General features: G+C 76.2%; 12 protein-coding genes and 2 pseudogenes. 4 read left to right on the top strand and 10 right to left on the bottom strand.

Features of this window, described 5'->3' with window-relative positions; genetic code table 11:
• Positions 1–3 precede the first annotated feature (3 nt).
• Together ABEB13_RS37170 and ABEB13_RS37165 are read right to left on the bottom strand one after the other, a co-directional pair.
• The gene (locus ABEB13_RS37170; RefSeq protein WP_345709040.1) at positions 4–1,209 is read right to left on the bottom strand and encodes an MFS transporter; all 1,206 of its coding nucleotides are present in this window, start codon (positions 1,207–1,209) and stop codon (positions 4–6) included.
• A gap of 189 nt (positions 1,210–1,398) precedes the next feature.
• Positions 1,399–3,285: an FUSC family protein gene (locus ABEB13_RS37165; protein WP_345709039.1), complete on the bottom strand. Its 1,887-nt coding sequence runs from the start codon at positions 3,283–3,285 to the stop codon at positions 1,399–1,401.
• A 319-nt stretch (positions 3,286–3,604) separates the two neighbouring features.
• Between ABEB13_RS37165 and ABEB13_RS37160 the strand changes: the two genes are divergently transcribed.
• Positions 3,605–3,883 carry an acylphosphatase gene (locus ABEB13_RS37160; RefSeq protein ID WP_345709038.1) on the top strand — a complete coding sequence of 93 codons (279 nt, stop codon included), beginning with the start codon at positions 3,605–3,607 and terminating at the stop codon, positions 3,881–3,883.
• Positions 3,884–3,938: 55 nt separating this feature from the next.
• On the opposite strand, the gene ABEB13_RS37155 is transcribed toward ABEB13_RS37160, so the two are convergent.
• Both ABEB13_RS37155 and ABEB13_RS37150 read right to left on the bottom strand, forming a co-directional pair.
• Positions 3,939–4,787 (bottom strand): ATP-grasp domain-containing protein, encoded by an 849-nt coding sequence (locus ABEB13_RS37155; protein ID WP_345709037.1) that lies wholly within the window; start codon positions 4,785–4,787, stop codon positions 3,939–3,941.
• Positions 4,784–5,698, bottom strand: coding sequence for an ATP-grasp domain-containing protein (locus ABEB13_RS37150; protein ID WP_345709036.1), 915 nt, complete (start codon positions 5,696–5,698; stop codon positions 4,784–4,786). Before ABEB13_RS37150 ends, ABEB13_RS37155 begins: the two co-directional genes overlap by 4 nt.
• Positions 5,699–6,058: 360 nt before the next feature.
• Here ABEB13_RS37150 and ABEB13_RS37145 point away from each other — a divergent pair, with 360 nt between their 5' ends.
• From ABEB13_RS37145 to ABEB13_RS37135, 3 genes are all read left to right on the top strand, one after another.
• Complete coding sequence (locus ABEB13_RS37145; protein WP_345709035.1) at positions 6,059–6,823, top strand: AAA family ATPase; 765 nt, start codon at positions 6,059–6,061, stop codon at positions 6,821–6,823.
• A 104-nt stretch (positions 6,824–6,927) separates the two neighbouring features.
• A complete protein-coding gene (locus ABEB13_RS37140; RefSeq protein WP_345709034.1) occupies positions 6,928–7,773 on the top strand; it encodes a hypothetical protein in 846 nt (281 codons plus the stop codon).
• A 135-nt stretch (positions 7,774–7,908) separates the two neighbouring features.
• Complete coding sequence (locus ABEB13_RS37135) at positions 7,909–8,040, top strand: hypothetical protein (protein WP_345709033.1); 132 nt, start codon at positions 7,909–7,911, stop codon at positions 8,038–8,040.
• Between the two features lie 84 nt (positions 8,041–8,124).
• Here ABEB13_RS37135 and ABEB13_RS37130 read toward each other — a convergent pair.
• The 6 genes and pseudogenes from ABEB13_RS37130 to ABEB13_RS37105 form a co-directional block, all read right to left on the bottom strand.
• Positions 8,125–8,771, bottom strand: a pseudogene (locus tag ABEB13_RS37130) (response regulator).
• A gap of 44 nt (positions 8,772–8,815) precedes the next feature.
• Positions 8,816–10,471 carry a sensor histidine kinase gene (locus ABEB13_RS37125; protein ID WP_345709032.1) on the bottom strand — a complete coding sequence of 552 codons (1,656 nt, stop codon included), beginning with the start codon at positions 10,469–10,471 and terminating at the stop codon, positions 8,816–8,818.
• Positions 10,472–10,610: 139 nt separating this feature from the next.
• Positions 10,611–11,702, bottom strand: a complete 1,092-nt coding sequence (locus ABEB13_RS37120) for a PP2C family protein-serine/threonine phosphatase (protein ID WP_345709960.1) — start codon at positions 11,700–11,702, stop codon at positions 10,611–10,613.
• Positions 11,703–11,929: 227 nt separating this feature from the next.
• Positions 11,930–12,712: pseudogene (locus ABEB13_RS37115) on the bottom strand (PAS domain-containing protein); the annotation flags it as partial.
• A gap of 435 nt (positions 12,713–13,147) precedes the next feature.
• Positions 13,148–14,566, bottom strand: a complete 1,419-nt coding sequence (locus ABEB13_RS37110; RefSeq protein ID WP_345709031.1) for a cellulose binding domain-containing protein — start codon at positions 14,564–14,566, stop codon at positions 13,148–13,150.
• Between the two features lie 113 nt (positions 14,567–14,679).
• Positions 14,680–15,789, bottom strand: coding sequence for a beta-N-acetylhexosaminidase (locus ABEB13_RS37105; protein WP_425559938.1), 1,110 nt, complete (start codon positions 15,787–15,789; stop codon positions 14,680–14,682).
• Positions 15,790–15,824: the final 35 nt, after the last annotated feature.

Here is a 15,824-nt window from a genome sequence, read left to right as displayed (position 1 = left end):
GCGTCAGTGGACCTGCTGGCGCGGCGCCTCCCCGGCCGCGACCGCGGCTACCCGGGACGGCTCGCCGCCGCGCCGGTCCAGCGCCCAGGACGCCACCGCGATCGCACAGCCCGCCGTCGCCAGCACGGCGCCGACCAGGGTGGGCGAGGTCCAGCCGAATCCGGCGCTGAGGGCCAGCCCGCCGAGGAAGGCGCCCTGGGCGTTGGCCAGGTTGAAGGCGCCCTGCACGGTGGCCGACGCCAGCGTCGGCGCGTTCCGGGCCTTCTGCAGCACCAGGGTCTGCACGGTCGGCACCACCGCGAAGCCGAACACGCCGATCAGGACCACCGTCAGCGCCGCCGACCAGCGGGCGTGCGCGGTCACCGCGAACAGGCCGAGGGCGAGCGCCATCAGCAGGAACGCCGCGCAGATGCTCGGCCGCAGTGCCCGGTCCGCGGCGTACCCGCCGACCAGGTTGCCGATCGTCATCCCGACGCCGAACAGCGCCAGCACGACCGTCACCGAGCTCTCCGCGAAGCCCGCCACCTCGGTCAGGGTCGGGGTGATGTAGCTGTAGCAGGCGAACAGTCCCGCGCAGCCGACCACCACGGTCGCCAGCGCCAGCCACAGCTGACCGCTGCGGAAGGCGGAGAGCTCGTGCCGCAGGCCCGCCTGCGGATGGCTCGGCAGGTGCGGGACGAAGCGGGCGATCGCGAGGACGCCGAGGCCCCCGATCGCGACCACCACCAGCATCGCGGCGCGCCAGCCCAGCTGCTGGCCCAGCAGCGTCGCGGCGGGCACCCCCAGGATGTTGGCCACCGTCAGGCCGGAGAACATCACCGACACCGCACGGGCCCTCAGGTGCGGGGCGGCGAGCTCCGCCGCGGCCACCGCGCCGGCGCCGAAGAACGCCCCGTGCGGCAGACCGGTGATCAGCCGGGCCACCGCGAGGAAGGTGAAGTTCGGCGCGATCGCGCAGAGCAGGTTGCCGATGGTGAACAGCCCGGTGAGGCCGACCAGGACGGCCTTGCGCGGCAGCCGGGCGCAGGCCGCGGTGAGCAGCGGCGCGCCGATCACCACGCCCAGCGCGTACATCGAGATCAGCCAGCCCGCCCGGGGGATGGAGACGTGCAGACCGCCGGCGATCTCCGGCAGCAGCCCCATGGCGGCGAACTCGGTGGTGCCGATGGCGAAGGCGGTGACGGCGAGGGCGACAAGCGCCAGTGGCATGGGAAGGCTCCGTGGGACGGCCCGTCGGGTCGGACAGGGGGTCGGATCGACGGGCGGTCGCCGCTGACCGCCGGGGGCTGTACCGATGCATCCTATCCGCTGCCCGTGGGCACCTCCGCCGCAGGTCGCAGCGGTGGCGGCCGGTCGGCGGACCGCGGGCGGGAAGCGGGCTGGGGCGGGCAGGGCCGGTCAGGCCGCCGTGGTGAGATCCCGGATCCGGTGGAGTTCGGCGACGATGTCGTGCAGGGTGCGGCAGTCCTCCGGCGGCGCCCCGATCGCCGGGAGGCGGCGCGGGCCGGCCTCCGGAAGCTCCAGGGCGTCGGCGACGGCGTCCAGCGCGTCCGCCACCTGACGGGCCGCCGGCGCGGCCGGACGGGCCGCACCGTGCTCCAGACGGACGGCGCACGCGGTCGCCGCGTCCACGATCCGCTCGGCGCCGGCGGTGACCCGCAGCCAGTCCCGGCCGCCGCCGGTCCGGAACTCGGCCGCGGCGGTCTCGGCGGCGGCCCGCGCCTCGGCCAGCGACCCGTACGCGGCCCGGCGCAGCGCGGCCCGCTGCCCGGCCGCCGCGGGAGCATCCGCCGGGCCGTCCGCGCGATCGTCCGCGCGGCTGTCCGCGAGCACGTGGTCCAGGTAGCGGCGGGTGTGCCGCAGGGCGTGCGCGGACCGGTGCCCGACCCGGACCTGGCTGTCGGCCAGCCGGGGCAGGTGTCCGACGAGCAGCACCAGGGCGCAGGCGATCGCGGTGTCCACCAGGCGGGATCCGGCGGCCTCCCGGTCGCCGCCGGCCGAGACGAAGGCGAGCACGGTGACCGTGACGACGGCGGTCTGTGCGGCGAAGTGCCGCAGGGCGAGCGGAATCAGCGCACCGGCCGCGGTGACGGTCAGCGCGGGCAGCCAGGGCCCGGTGAGCAGCGGGGCGAGCGGCGCGAAGGCGAGCACGGCGAGGGCCGTCCCGGCGAAGCGGCTGACCGTGCGGGAGAACAGCGGGCCCAGCTCCGGCTTGACCAGGAACGCGGCGGTCGCCGGCAGCCAGTACCAGTGGTCGGCGTGCAGCAGCAGGGCCACGGCGGTGCTGACGGTCACGCAGGCGGACACCCGGAGCCCGTAGGCCCGGCCCGCGGGCCCGGCCGGTCGGACCGGCGGCCGCCGGACCGGCCGGGGCGCCGCCGGGGAGTCGGCGACGAAGGCGAGACCGGCGTCCAGCACCGCCCGGTCGAAGGCGCTGCGGGCCGCGGTGTCCGACACCGGTGCCGGCAGCCGGCCGGGCAGGGTGTCCCGGCGGGTGGCCTCGGCGAGCCGGCGCGGGCCGGCGCCGATCCGGGGCGGCAGGGGTGCGCCCTCCCAGAGCAGCGCGACCGCGGCCTCGCACAGTGCGGCGGCCGCATCCAGCCGGGCCGCCGGCCGCACGTCCGGCGGCCCGGCGGGGCGTCGGCTCCCACCGATCGGGCCCGGCCGGCGCAGCAGCGTGCGGAGGCGGAGGACGGCGGCGGGGCGGAGAACGACGGACAGGCGGAGGACGGCGGAGAGGCGGAGGGCCTCGTCGGCCCGGTCGAGGGTCGCGGTGAGCCGTCGGCGGGCCGGTTCCGCGCCGGCCGTGCCGACCGCGTCGAGGGCGTCGGCCAGCGCGTCGAACACGTCCGCGACGGCGGCCCGCTCGTCGCGGCCGCGGCCGCCCGACGGTCTCCGCAGGAGGACGCGCAGCAGCAGCGGCCAGGCCGCGCCCGCCAGGAACGCGCCCGCGCCCGGCCAGCCGGGTGCGGGCGGGGCCGTGCCGCTGCCGACCGCGGTGAGCACCAGCAGTTGCAGCCCGGCCAGCGACCAGACCGGTCCGGCCACACTGATCGCGCCCGACACCAGGCCGACCGCCGCGAGCACCGGGACGGCCCGCCATCCGGACTCCTGGCCGAGCAGCAGGCCGAGCGCACCGGCCAGGGCGGGCAGAACGATCGTCACGGCGCCGCTGCGCCAGGTGCCGGGGCGGTCGTTGATGGTGGCGAACATCGCGCCGAGTCCGCCGAGCACGGCCGTCCGGCCGTGGCCGCCGGCGAGACCCAGGGCGAAGACCGGTCCCATGCCGAGCGCTCCGCGGAGCACCGCCGGCCACGGCACCGGCCCGCGCTGCCATCGCAGTGGATGCGCCAGCCAGCCGGGTGCGTCCGTCGGTCGTCGCGGCACGGTCCTCCTCGGGTCAGGGGTCCTTCCGGCAGCCTAGGCGGAGCGTTTGTCGCGGCTGATGCGTGACGGTTACGCAGGGATGTCGTCCCGCGGGCGGGGGCTCCTGCGCTGCTGCCGCGGGGCGCACGCCGGCCCGTCGCCCGTCGGCTGCCGGGGTGGGAGGTGCCGGCGCGTCGGTCCGCCGGCGCGCGGGCGCGTCCGGGTAAAGCTGGCGGACGTGATCCGAAAGCGTGTGGTGGTGTCGGGGGTCGTGCAGGGCGTGTTCTTCCGCGACAGCTGTCGGCGCGAGGCGGCGGCCGCCGGTCTGGCCGGCTGGGTGCGGAATCTGCCGGACGGGCGGGTCGAAGCCGTCTTCGAGGGCGGGCCGGACGCGGTGGAGCGGCTGGTCGCCTGGTGCGGGCGCGGACCGAGCCGGGCGGTCGTGGAGCAGCGCCACGTCGTCGAGGAGCCGCCGGAGGGGCTGGACGGCTTCGAGGTGCGCGGCACCGACTGGTAGCACCGGCCCCGTACAGCGGCAGCGCGCCGCCGGACTCCCCCGCCCGGCCCGCGGGTCAGGCGCGGGCGGGTTCGCGCAGCCGTCCGCCGGTGGCGGTACTGACAGCGAGGTCGGCGAGGGCCCGCGGGGCGCCGTCCTGCCCGCGGATGCCGGGGAAGGCGTTGACGTCGACGATCAGCGGCGCACCCTCGACCTCGAGGATGTCGACGCCGTAGACGTCCAGGGCGAACAGCTCGCCGGTGGCCAGCACGAGTTCGCGCCAGTCGGCGGGCAGGTCGGCGGGCGGCAGCGGGCGGCGGGCCGATGCCCCGGTGCCCGGGGCTCCGCCGGGCAGGGTGTCCTGATCGGCGAGTTCGGAGCGGCGGCGTTCGGCGAAGACCGTGCCGTCCACCACCCAGAGCTTGCGGTCCCAGCCGTCGTTGGGCGCCAGCGGCTGGACGACGACCGGCTCGTCCGGCCACCGGGCGGCCAGTTCGCGGATCTGCGCGGTGGAGGTCGCGGCGGCCACCAGGTCGCCGCGCCGGCTGTGCCGGCTCTTCACCACGACCGGGTCGGTGACCGTCAGCGTGGCGAGGTCGGCCGGCCGGGTGGGGGCGAAGGGCAGGCCGACGGCCAGCGCGAAGTCGGCCATCTGCTGCCGGTCCTGGCAGAAGGCGGTGGCCGCGACGGAGTTGACCACCGGGACGCCCTGTTCGGCGAGCCGGCCGGCCAGGGCCAGCGCCTGTCGGGTGCGGGCCTTGAGCAGGCAGACGTCCGGCCGTGCGGCCGGCGGCGCGGGCGCGGCGGGGTGGAGCGGCTCCACCCGGTGGCCGGACGCGCGCAGCAGTCCGGTGGCGGCGGCGAGCAGCGGGTGCTCCGGGTCGGCGGTGAGCAGGGTGACCGTCAGCGGGCGGGTGCCGCTCACGCGCCACCGCCCACGGCGGCCGGCAGGCCCGGGGCCGACGCCTGGGCAGGGGCAGCGGCGGATGCCTGGGCTGGCACAGTGGCGACGGAGGGCCAGGACGACCCGGTGCGGGCCAGCCGCAGCACCGCGCGGGCCACCTTGGCGACGGCCTGCGGGACCTGGCGGAAGCTCGGGAAGTCGTTGACGTCGACGACCACCGGCCCGTCGGGGCCGACCAGGATGTCCACACCGTAGAGGTCCAGGCCGAAGACCTCGCCGACCTGGGCGGCGACCGCGGCGACCTCCGGCGCGAGGGTCACCGGGCGTTCGCGGTGCGGGTGGTGCGGGTGCAGCGGGGAGGTGCGCTCGGTGGCGAAGAGTTCGCCGCCCGCACTGTAGACCTTGAGGTCCAGCCCGCCGTTGGGCACGTACGGCTGGGCGATCAGGAGGCCCTCGCCGCCGAGTTCGGCGCCGAGCAGGGCGAGGCTCTCGGGGTGTTCGACCAGGTGGACGGCGCGGCCCGAGCTGCCGTCGGCGGGCTTGACGACCAACGGGTAGTGCACGTCGGGTATCCGGCCGAAGTCCTCCCAGCGGGCGGCCGCCCAGGTGGTCGGGACGGGGAGTCCGCGGTGGGCGGCGATGACGGCCGCCTGGGCCTTGTCACGGACGGGCCGGATCGCGCGGGCGTCGTTCACCGTGGTCAGGCCGACCGTGGCGGCGGCCTCCAGGAGGCCGAGCCCGGGCCCGCCGGAGACGGTCTTCAGCACCCAGGCGTCGTGGTCGCCCGCCTGGACCAGCCGGTTCAGGTCGAGCAGCGAGCCGCCCGGCCGTACGACATCGACGTGGTGGCCCCACTCCGACAGCTGACGCACCACATCGAGCGGCATGCCGTCGTTCCGATAGTGCTCCTCGACCAGGAAGCAGAACCTCATCCGCACGACTCCCGTCCCCCCGCCGTCTCCCTACGGCTCGTCCGTAGCGCTCCAGGATGCCACGAACCAACGGGGCAAGATCACCCAAGTCGTCCCCGAACGGCTACAACAGGGTCACGGAACGGACGGGTTCGCGTGCGGAGGGCCACCCCGTCCGCCCGGCGGGCGACACGGCCGACGGGATGTCAGCCGCCCTGCTCGCGGCCGATGTCACGGCACCGTCGCGAAGCCGTCCCGGCAGGCCACAGGCCGGTCACGGCCCCGCACACCCGGCCGCCGGTGCGGACCATCCGATTACCCTCTCTTGAAGAACCCTTGTCCGATCCGGGCGGGGGCAGCGGGTACCGGAAGGAGGGGACGGTGCACGAGACCGTCGGTACCGGGTCCGCCGTCGAGGACGGCAGGACCGAACCGGGCGCCGCGCGGGCCGCGCGGCCCCTACTCCGGGGCTGCCCGCCGCAGGCACGGGCCGCGGGTGCCGAGCCGTCGCACACCGCGGCCGCTCCGCACGGGGCGGCACCCGGCGCGGCCGTGCCGTTCCAGGGCGGGCTGCTGCGCCCCGACGGCCTGCACGACCTGCGGCGCCGCTCCGTCCCGACCGTGCTGCGGTACCCGGCGGACGACCTGGTCGCCGTCACCGGACTGCCCGGCAGCGGCAAGTCCACCCTGATGCGCCGGTGCGCCCGGGCCCCGCTGGTCGACTCGCAGCTCGTCCGGGAACGCTACGAGCAGCGGCTGCCGCTCCTGCCGTACGCGCTCTACCGACCCCTGGTGCGCCTGGAGCACTACCGCGGGTTGCGCCGGGCGGTGGAGGCCGGCGGGCCGCTGGTCGTGCACGACTGCGGCAGCCTGCCGTGGGTGCGCGACTGGCTCGCCAGGACGGCGGCCCGGCAGGGCCGGCGGCTGCACCTGATCCTGCTGGACGCCACCGCGGACCAGGCCGCCGACGGGCAGCGGGCCCGCGGCCGGGAGGTGTCCCGTTACGCCTTCCTGCGCCACCGCCGGGCGACCGCCCGGCTGCACGCGGAACTCGCGGCGGCGGGCGGCCCGGCCGGTGACTGTGCGTCGACCGTCCTTCTCGACCGATCCGGGGCCCGTCGGATCCGGGCCGTCGAATTCGGCTGAGCACGGCCAACGCAGTTGGCCTCCGCGGCAGTTCCCCGAGGTGACCGCGGGCTCCGGCATCCGGCCGCAGCGGCCGCGGCCGTCCGGCCGATCGGTTCACCCCCATGGCCGCCGCCGGGCGCGTCCACCGGGTGAGGCGGGCCGCGCGTCGCCTGCCGGGCGGCCCGGCGCTGGTTACTGTGCTGGCATGCCGACCCCTCCCCCACCGCGGGCCGCGGCTGCGCCGGCTGGCCGACCGGCTCGCCGCCCAGTACCGCACACCGTTCGAGCCGCAGTACGACCCGGCGCGGCGCAGCTGGACGCTCCGCTGGTACGACGGCCCCGCCCCGGACAGCGTCCGGTCCGTGCTGCGCCGGGCCGGATCGGACGCCACCGGCGTGCTCGTCCGGCGCGACCTGACCACCCGTGCGCTGGCCCTGGCGGCGCTGCGCGAGACCCGGGCGGGCGCCATGCGCCGCTGGGTGGGCAGCTGGGGCCAGCGCTACCACCTGGCCCAGCTGCTGGCCGACCGTCCGGATCCGGACCGGCCGGCCGATCCGCGCGAGGCGGCGATGCTGGACGCCCTGCTGCTGGCCGCCACTCCGGGCGACCGGCGGTCGGCCGTGCCCGACGAGTCCAAGGCGTTCGAACTGGTCGCGCGGCACGGCGTCGCCTGGCTGCTGCCGAGCGACCGGCTGGCCGGGCCTGGCGAGGACGGCGCCCTGGCGCTGTCCCCACTGGAGTACCTGACGGCGCACTACGCCACCGGCGTGCACCGCACGGCGTGGGAGACCGCGCTGGTGACCATGCCGTTGCGGGCCGCGGTGACCGCCGCCCAGGCCGATCCCGCTCCGACCGTGGACGCGGCACGCGCCGCGCTGGCCCTGCTCCCTGCCCTGCGGGCCGAGCTCACCGGGGAACTCGACCGGACCCAGGCCAGGCTCCATCTGGCTCTGCTGCCGCAGGGCTGACGGCGCGTGGCCGACCCGGCCGCCATCTTTTCGCCGTGTACACGTCGACTTTTCTGCGCAACTCCTTGACGGCACGTCCGCACTCCCCTGTGATGGGGGCGGAAGTCGGGCGGGTGCGGCGGGGAGGTGCGGCGGATGGGCCGACGCCGGGAAGAGCGGTGGGCCGGCTGGGGCTGCCTGGTGCTGGCGGTGATGCTGCTGCTCACCGCCTGGACGATCGCCCTGGCGCTGAGCAGCGGCGGCCCTGCGCATCCCCACGCGTACTGAGCGGCCGCCGGAGCCCGCCCCGCTCGCACACGGCTCGCGCACGGCCCGGCCCCGGCGGCCCGGCTCACAGCCCGGCGTCGCGGCTCACAGCCCGGCGTCGCGGGCCAGCAGGGCGGCCTGGACCCGGTTGTCGCAGCCGAGCTTGGACAGGATGCGGCTGACATAGGTCTTCACCGTGGCCTCGCTCATGTGCAGCCGGGCGCCCGCGTCGGCGTTGGACAGGCCCTCGCCGAGGAGGTCCACCACCTCGCGCTCACGCTCCGTCAGCACGGCCAGCCGGGTGCGGGCCGCCTCCCCGCGGGCCGTGGCCCGGCCGGCCGCCAGACTGTCGACGATGTGCCGGGTGGCGGCGGGCGACAGGAAGGCGTTGCCGCCGGCCGCCGCCCGTACCGCCTGGATGAGCTCGCCGGGCGCGGTGTCCTTCAGCAGGAAGCCGGCGCCGCCGGCGGCGACCGCGCGCAGGACGTTCTCCCGCTCGCCGAAGGTGGTGAGGATCAGGGCCCGCGCCCCGGGGCGGCCCGCGGCAGCTCGGCCAGGGCGGTGAGACCGTCCATCACCGGCATCTGGATGTCGAGCAGGACGACGTCCACGGCATGCACACGGGCGAGTTCGAGCGCCTCCCGGCCGTCCGCGGCCTCGGCGACCACGGCGATGTCGTCGGCCGAGGTGAGGATCATCCGGATGCCGGCCCGGATGAGGGGCTCGTCGTCGGCGACGAGGACCTTGATCACTGTGCGGTCTCCAGTCGGGCGGGGTGGCGGGCGGCGGGCGGGGATCACCCCCCGGCAGCGTAGTGCTGCTTGTCGACGAGCCGACCGCCTCGGAAGCACAGCCGCAGCACCGTCTCGGTCTGCAGCGGGGCGTTCTCGTCGCCGGAGATGAACCACTCGCAGGACGCGTCTGCAGGGGCGGGCGGCCCCGAGGCGCGGTAGTCGGCGGTCATCAGGTTGCTGCCGGGCGGCAGCTGCGGCCGTATCTCGGCCTCCGGGGCACCGAGCGGCATGGCGTCGAAGGCCGCACGCGACAGGGTGGCGTTGTGCACCGATCGGACGAAGGCGAACCCGCCCCAGGTCAGCGCGCCGATCGTGATCAGCAGCACCAGGCCCGCGCCCAGTGCGCACCCGATCGCCGGGCTGCGGCGCGCCCCCGGATCCGGCGGCATCGGCGGCAGGAGCAGATCCGTCTCGGCGGCCTGCTCCAGCACCCCGGGCGGACCGGCTCCGTCGTAGGGCAGGACACCGGCCAGCCGGAAGCCACCGTCGGAGGTCGGGGCGGCGTGCACGATGCCGCCGAGCAGCCGGGCCCGCTCGCGCAGGCCGGTGAGGCCCTGGCCGCTGCCGATCGCCGCCCCCTCCGGCAGGGGCGCCGGGCCGTTGACCACCTCGACCAGCAGGGCATCGGGCTCCCAGCGCAGCGCGACGGCGATCGGGGTGCCGGGCGCGTGCTTGTGGGCGTTGGTCAGGCCCTCCTGGACGATCCGGTACGCGGCGTGGCCGGCCGGGGCGGTGACCGGCCGCGGCTCGCCGCCGTGGTGGACAATGACGTCGACCCCGGCCGCGCGGGACTCCGCGGCCAGCCGGTCGACGCCCTCGACGCCGCCGGTCTCCGTCACCGCGTCGTCCCGGAGCAGCAGCACCACCTCGCGGAGCTCCCGCATCGCGCCGGCCGCGGCCTCGCGGAGCACGGCGACGGCCTCCCGCTGCCGGTCCGTCAGGGTGCGGTCGACCTCCAGGGCACCGGTGTGCACGGAGATCAGGGCGAGCCGGTGGCCGAGGCTGTCGTGCATGTCCTGGGCGATCCGCTGGCGCTCGCGCAGCCGGGCCTGGCGGGCGATCATCTCCCGCTCGCGCAGCAACTGGTCGTTGCGCTCGCGCAGGGCGGTGAGCAGCGCCCTGCGCTGGGCGCGGTACCGGCCGATGACGGCGGGCAGGACCGCCAGCAGCAGGAAGCCGACCGCCGACACGACGAGGTTGGTCGTCAGCGAGACGCCGCCCGGGTCGAGCCAGGCCGAGGCCGGCACGGTCACCGCCAGCGCGACCGTGAAGGCGGTGGTCAGCGTGGCCGGGCTGGCGATCCGCCGCCCGGCCGACCAGCCCGCGGCCACCAGCAGCGGCAGGAAGGCGCCGTCGGCGCCCGCCCCGGCGCCCGCGAACACCAGCACCACCGCGGGCAGCCCGCGGCGCAGCACGTACAGCAGCGCCGCGGCGAGGCCGGCGCCCGCGGCCGCCCACGGGCCGTGGTCGTCGACCCCCAGGACGCCGACGAGGCCACCGAGGAGCACCGCCGGGACGGTCTCGGACAGCACGGCGCGCACCCGCCACGGCCCGGGCAGGACGCGACGGAGCAGCGCGCGCGGCGTGGCGGCCTGCGCGGCCGGCCACCAGGCGGGGACGGGCCCGGCGCGGAGCGCGTCCTTCGGCTTCGATCTCACACAGCGAGGCTAGCGACCCCGCGCGGCGCGGCTCTGTCCTCTTCCGTCGCGATCCGCTGCGACGAAAGTCGCCCTCGGGGCGGACGCGCACCGCGCCCGCCGGCGGGCCGGGCCGTGGCGCTCAGCCCGGCCGTGGCGCTCAGCCGCGCCGCACCAGGAGCAGCGCGATGTCGTCGAGGCGTTGGGTGGAGCGGCGGGCCCGGGCGACCAGGCGCTCGGCCAGCCGGTCCAGGGTGGCCGGCACGACGTGGGCGAGCGCGGCCCGCAGGTGCTCGATCCCCTCGTCGATCGAGATGGCCGGCGACTCGACCAGACCGTCGGTGTAGAGCGCGAGGACGGCACCGGCCGGCAGCAGGAAGCGGGTGGTCGGGTACTGGGCGGAGCGGTCCACCCCGAGCAGCGGACCGCCCTCCAGGTCGACGACCTCGGCGGACCCGTCGGGCAGCCGCAGCAGCGGCGGCAGGTGGCCGGCCCTGACGCCATAGGCCCGGCCCTCGGCCGGGTCGAGGTGGATCAGGCAGCAGCTGGCGAGCAGCCCCGGGTCGAGGTCGACCAGCAGGTGGTTGGTCCGGACGAGGACCTCGGCCGGCGGGCTGCCGCCCGAGGCGAAGGCGCGGACGGCGCTGCGCAGCTGCCCCATGGTGGCGGCCGCCCCGACGTTGTGGCCCTCGACGTCGCCGATGACCAGGCAGAGCCCGTACGGGGTGGCGATGGCGTCGTACCAGTCGCCGCCGATCTCCATGCCGCGGGTGCCGGGCAGGTAGCGGGCGGCGATGCCGACACCGGTGACCTCCGGCAGCCGGTGCGGCAGCAGCGCCTGCTGGAGGCCGCGGGCGAGGGCGAACTCGGCGTCGTAGAGGCGGGCGCGTTCCAGCGCCTGGGCGATCAGGCCGCCCAGCGCCGTGAGCTGGACGCGGTCCTCGGCGGTGAAGGTGCGCGGCCGGTCGAAGCCGAGGATGCAGCTGCCGACGGCCTGGCCGGAGGCGATCAGCGGCAGGAACGCCCAGGCGCACATCTCGTCCTGCGGGATGCCGGGGTAGGCGGCCTGGAGCTGGCCGGGGTCTCGAAGAACAGCGGCGCGCCGGTGGAGAGCGTCTCGGTGCCCGGCAGCCGGGCGCGCAGCGGGGTGGCCTCGAACCGGTCGAGGAAGCCGTCCTGGTAGCCGGTCTGCCCGACCAGGTGCATCCGGCCGGCCTGGGCGAGGTAGATGGCGATCTCCTGGCCGCCGTATCCGGGCAGGATCTGCTCGGTCACGGTGTCGCAGACCTCGCGCACCGTGACCGCCTCGGTGAGGGCGCTGGCGAGCTGGAGGAGGTGGTAGGTCGCGCCGAGGCTCGCCCGGGTCGGCGGCGGTGCCTCGGGCAGCCCGGCGGGGGCCTCGCCCGGCTCGAAGGAGGCGACGACGCGGCCGGTGACGCCGTGCGCGTCGGGGTAGAGCGAGAAGGCCAGCCAGTGGTCGGGCGGGCGGCAGGCGAGGAAGGCGGTCGGCTGCCGGGAGAGCATGGCCGCCCGGTAGCGGTCCTCGTACGCGGGGTCGGCGAGCCAGGGCAGCACGCTCCAGGGGTGGCGGCCGATGAGTTCGTCGCGGCGGGCCTGGAGGAGCATCTCGGCGGTGCGGTTGGCGTAGACGATCCGGCCGTCGGTGTCGAGGGCGAAGACGCCGTCGCGCAGACGCTCGACCGCGGCGACGGCGGCGGATCCGGCCGAGTCGTCGAGGACGACGACCAGCAGGTGGGTGCCGTCGCCGACGGTGCGGCCGCGCAGCTCGACGGTGCGGTGGCCGCCCCGGACGTCGCGGACGCGGGCCCGGCGGGCGAACGGGACGCCGTCGCGGGCCGTCCGCCGGACGGCCTGGCGCAGCAGCGGGACGTCCTCGGGGGCGAGCCGGTCCAGCAGGGTGGACGGGCGGCCGTCGAAGGCCCCGGGCGGAATGTCGAGGATGTCGCACAGGTCCTCGTCGACGGTGAGGGTCCGGCCGGGGATGTCCCAGTCGAAGACGCCCACCCGGGTGGCCGGTCCGGACGGCGGCGGCAGCTGGACGGCGGTGGGCTGGTCGACCGCGGCGAGGGTCTCGCCGTACGGCGCGAGGCGGTCCGCGAGCCGGTGGGCCTCCGCCCGCAGCCGCCGGCGGGCGCCCGGCGGCGGCCCGGCGTCGTCGCTGGGCCAGAGCACGCACAGCACGCCGAGCACGAGGTCGGCGCTGGTGAGCGGCGCGCTGGCGAAGGCGAAGGCGTAGGGCATGCCGACCGAGAGCCGCGGGAAGCGCCGCATGGTCTCCTCGGCGCCGGAGAGCAGCACGGTGTGGTTGGAGCGGTAGCTCTCGGCGACGGGCAGCGGTGCGGCGACGGGCACCCGGCGGAAAGCGCTGAGCAGCGGCAGCGGCACGCCGACGACGGTGCTCAGGACGAGCGTGCGGTGGTCCTGCGACGGCAGGTACACCATGCCGCCGTACGCGGAGGTGGCGGAGACCGCGCGGCCGAGGGCGTCGGCGAGGATCTGCCCGACGGCGTCGTCCCGCTCGGCGGCTTCCGGCCCGCGGCCAGCCGCCGCGGGTCCACCGTCGGCCGGCACGCCCAGGCGCATTCTTTCTCTCTAGCCCGGAACGTCCACGGGTGTCAACCGGAGGTAAAGGTTCCGCCCGGGCGGCAGCGCCCGGGCGGAACCCTCCGGCCGGTCTCAGCCGGCCGGGACGGTGTCGGTGAACGCGGTGCCGGCCGTCCGGTAGCCGGCCACCTTGGCGGCGACCTGGGCGGGGGTGAGCACCTGGTCCTTCACGTAGTAGACGTAGTCGACCTGCTCGTCGTAGGAGCGCGGGGTGGAGCTCGTCTGGCCGTTGAGGTCGATCAGCCAGTGGTTGAAGTCGATCCACTGCTGGGTCTCGGGCAGGTAGGGCTCACCGTGCACGCCGAACACCTGGCCGTCGATGTAGTAGGTGATGGCGCTGTTGTCGATGGTGATCTGGAGGTCGTGCCAGCCGTCGTACGAGGCGCGGTTCTCGGTGTGGGTGTTGACGGCGTTCCACGGGTCCGGGTTGTAGGTCTCCCAGGACGTCGTGTACATGATGTTGCTCTGCTCGCCCCAGCCGCCGTTCGGCAGGTACTCGAAGTCCTGCTCGCTGTAGTCCGGGTCCATCGGCGCGTTGAGCGGGGTGAAGGTGAAGAAGGTCTGGTTGACGTGGTCGCCGTCGGGGCCGCCGGTCGGGGTGTCGTCGAACTTCACCCGGGCCGCGTAGGTGCCGTTCTTGAACTTGCGGGCGGTGGTCTGGAGCTCGGTCTCCTTGGTGCCGGCGGCGGTGCCGTCGGTGGTGAGCCGCATGTTCATCACCGAGTTGCTGAAGGTGATGTCGGCGGGCGACCAGGTGGCGCCGGCCACGCCGGGGCCGCCCTGGCCGGACTTCACCGTCCAGCCGTGCTGCTGGACGGCGGGGTCGCTGCTGGCGGTGTAGCTGAAGTCGTCGAACAACGCCGGCGCGTTCGGGTCGGTCGGCGGGGTGGAGGTGCTCGACGACGGCGACGGGGAGGGCGACGGCGAGGGGTCGTTGCCGGCCGGCGCGGTGCCCCAGACGACGGCGCCCGCCCGCTGGAGGGTGACCTTGCCCCAGTTCGCATACGTGGTCTGCGCACCGTTGAACGAGTAGTCGTCGGACTGGGTGAGGGTCTGCCAGTCGGCGCGGTAGAAGCGCAGCTGCATGTCGCCGGTGTTCTGGCCCGGGGCGAGGGAGCCCGCGCCGGAGGTGAACCCGATCTCCAGGTAGCGGTCGGCGGTGGCGGTCGGACTGGCCAGGGTGCCGAAGGTGCCGGTGATGTTGCCGCAGCCCTTCACCGCCCAGGAGCAGGCGAAACGGTAGGAGACGGCGGGGCCGTCGGACTTGAAGTAGTAGCGCAGCTTGAGGTCGCTGAGCGGCACGGTCGTGGAGCCGGTGTTGACCACCTCGAACCAGGGCTCGGACTGGTCGGCGGTGGCACCGGTGGCGCTGGTGCGGTACTGGACGCTGAGCGCGTCGGTGGCGGCCGAGGCCGGCGCGGTCGCCAGTGCGGCGCCGGCCAGGCCGGCGGCGGCGCAGACGGCGAGCGCGGCACGCAGCCGACGGGGCATGCGGGTCTTTCCTGACACGGTGATCCCTTTCCTGTGGGGGCGGTGCGGGACGTGGTGCGAGGTGGTGCGGGTTGGAGCGGGGTGGTGCGGGTTGGAGCGGGTGCGGGAGCGGTCTAGGGGTGGCGGCCGTCGAGGCCGAGGGCGGCCAGCCGGGGGCGGTGGCGGCGCAGCGCGGGCTCGAAGTCGGCGGCCAGGTCGGCGTCGGGGTTCCAGACCCGCTGGGCGAGCGCGCACAGCCGCGGGTAGAGCCGGCGGTCGGCGTCGTCCGGGCCGGTCACGAACTCGGTCCACAGCTGGGCCTGGGCCCCGAGCACCCGGGCCCGTTCGGCCGGCGTCCAGTGCGCGGGGCCGGGGTCGAGGTCGTACACGGCGGGGACGTCGACGACGGCGCCCGCCTGGCCGAGCGGCTCGTCGGGGGCGTCCGACTGCGGGTAGTCGAGGTAGGTGGAGCGGTAGGGGGTCAGGACGACGTCGTGTCCGCTGCGGGCCGCGGCCAGCGCGTGGTCGCCGTCCCGCCAGGGCATCACGGTGAACTCCGGCGGCAGCCCCGCCGAGCTGTCCTCGGCCCAGACCACCGGACGGCGGCCGGCGGCCAGGACGTGCGCGCCGACCTGCCCGAGGAACCAGCCGTGCAGCTCCTTGGGCGAGGCCAGTCCGAGGTCGGCGGCGCGCCGCTGCGCCGCGGGGCTCTCCTCCCACTCGCGGGTCGGGCACTCGTCGCCGCCGAGGTGCAGGTACGGGGAGTCGAACACGTCCATCACCTCGTCGAGGACGGTGCGGCAGAAGTCCATCACCTCGTCGTGGACGCCGAGCACGTTCTCGCACACGCCCCACTCCGTCCACACCCCGAGCTGCCGCCCGGGCACGTTGCCGAGCGCGGGGTGGGCGGCGAGGGCGGCCCGGGCGTGGCCGGGCATCTCGATCTCCGGCACGACGGTGACGCCGCGGTCCGCCGCGTACCGGACGAGGGCCCGCAGCTCCGCCGCCGTGTAGCTGCCGCCGTGCGGCTGCTCGTCGAAGCGGCCGCTGCCGGCCCGGCCGGCCATCGACCGCGGGCGGACCGCGCCGACCTCGGTGAGCCGCGGGTACGCCGCGACGGGCATCCGCCAGCCCTGGTCGTCGGTGAGGTGCAGGTGCAGCACGTTCATCCGGTGGAGGGCCAGCAGGTCGACGGTGCGCCGGAGGTAGCCGACCGGCAGGAAGTGCCGGGCGACGTCCAGCATCAGGCCGCGCCAGGGGAAGGCGGGGCGGTCGGTGA

The organism is Kitasatospora paranensis (assembly GCF_039544005.1).
In the GTDB taxonomy this organism is placed as follows: domain Bacteria; phylum Actinomycetota; class Actinomycetes; order Streptomycetales; family Streptomycetaceae; genus Kitasatospora; species Kitasatospora paranensis.
The sequence above is the reverse complement of the archived record's forward strand: the minus strand, read 5'-3'. Positions and strand labels throughout refer to the sequence as shown.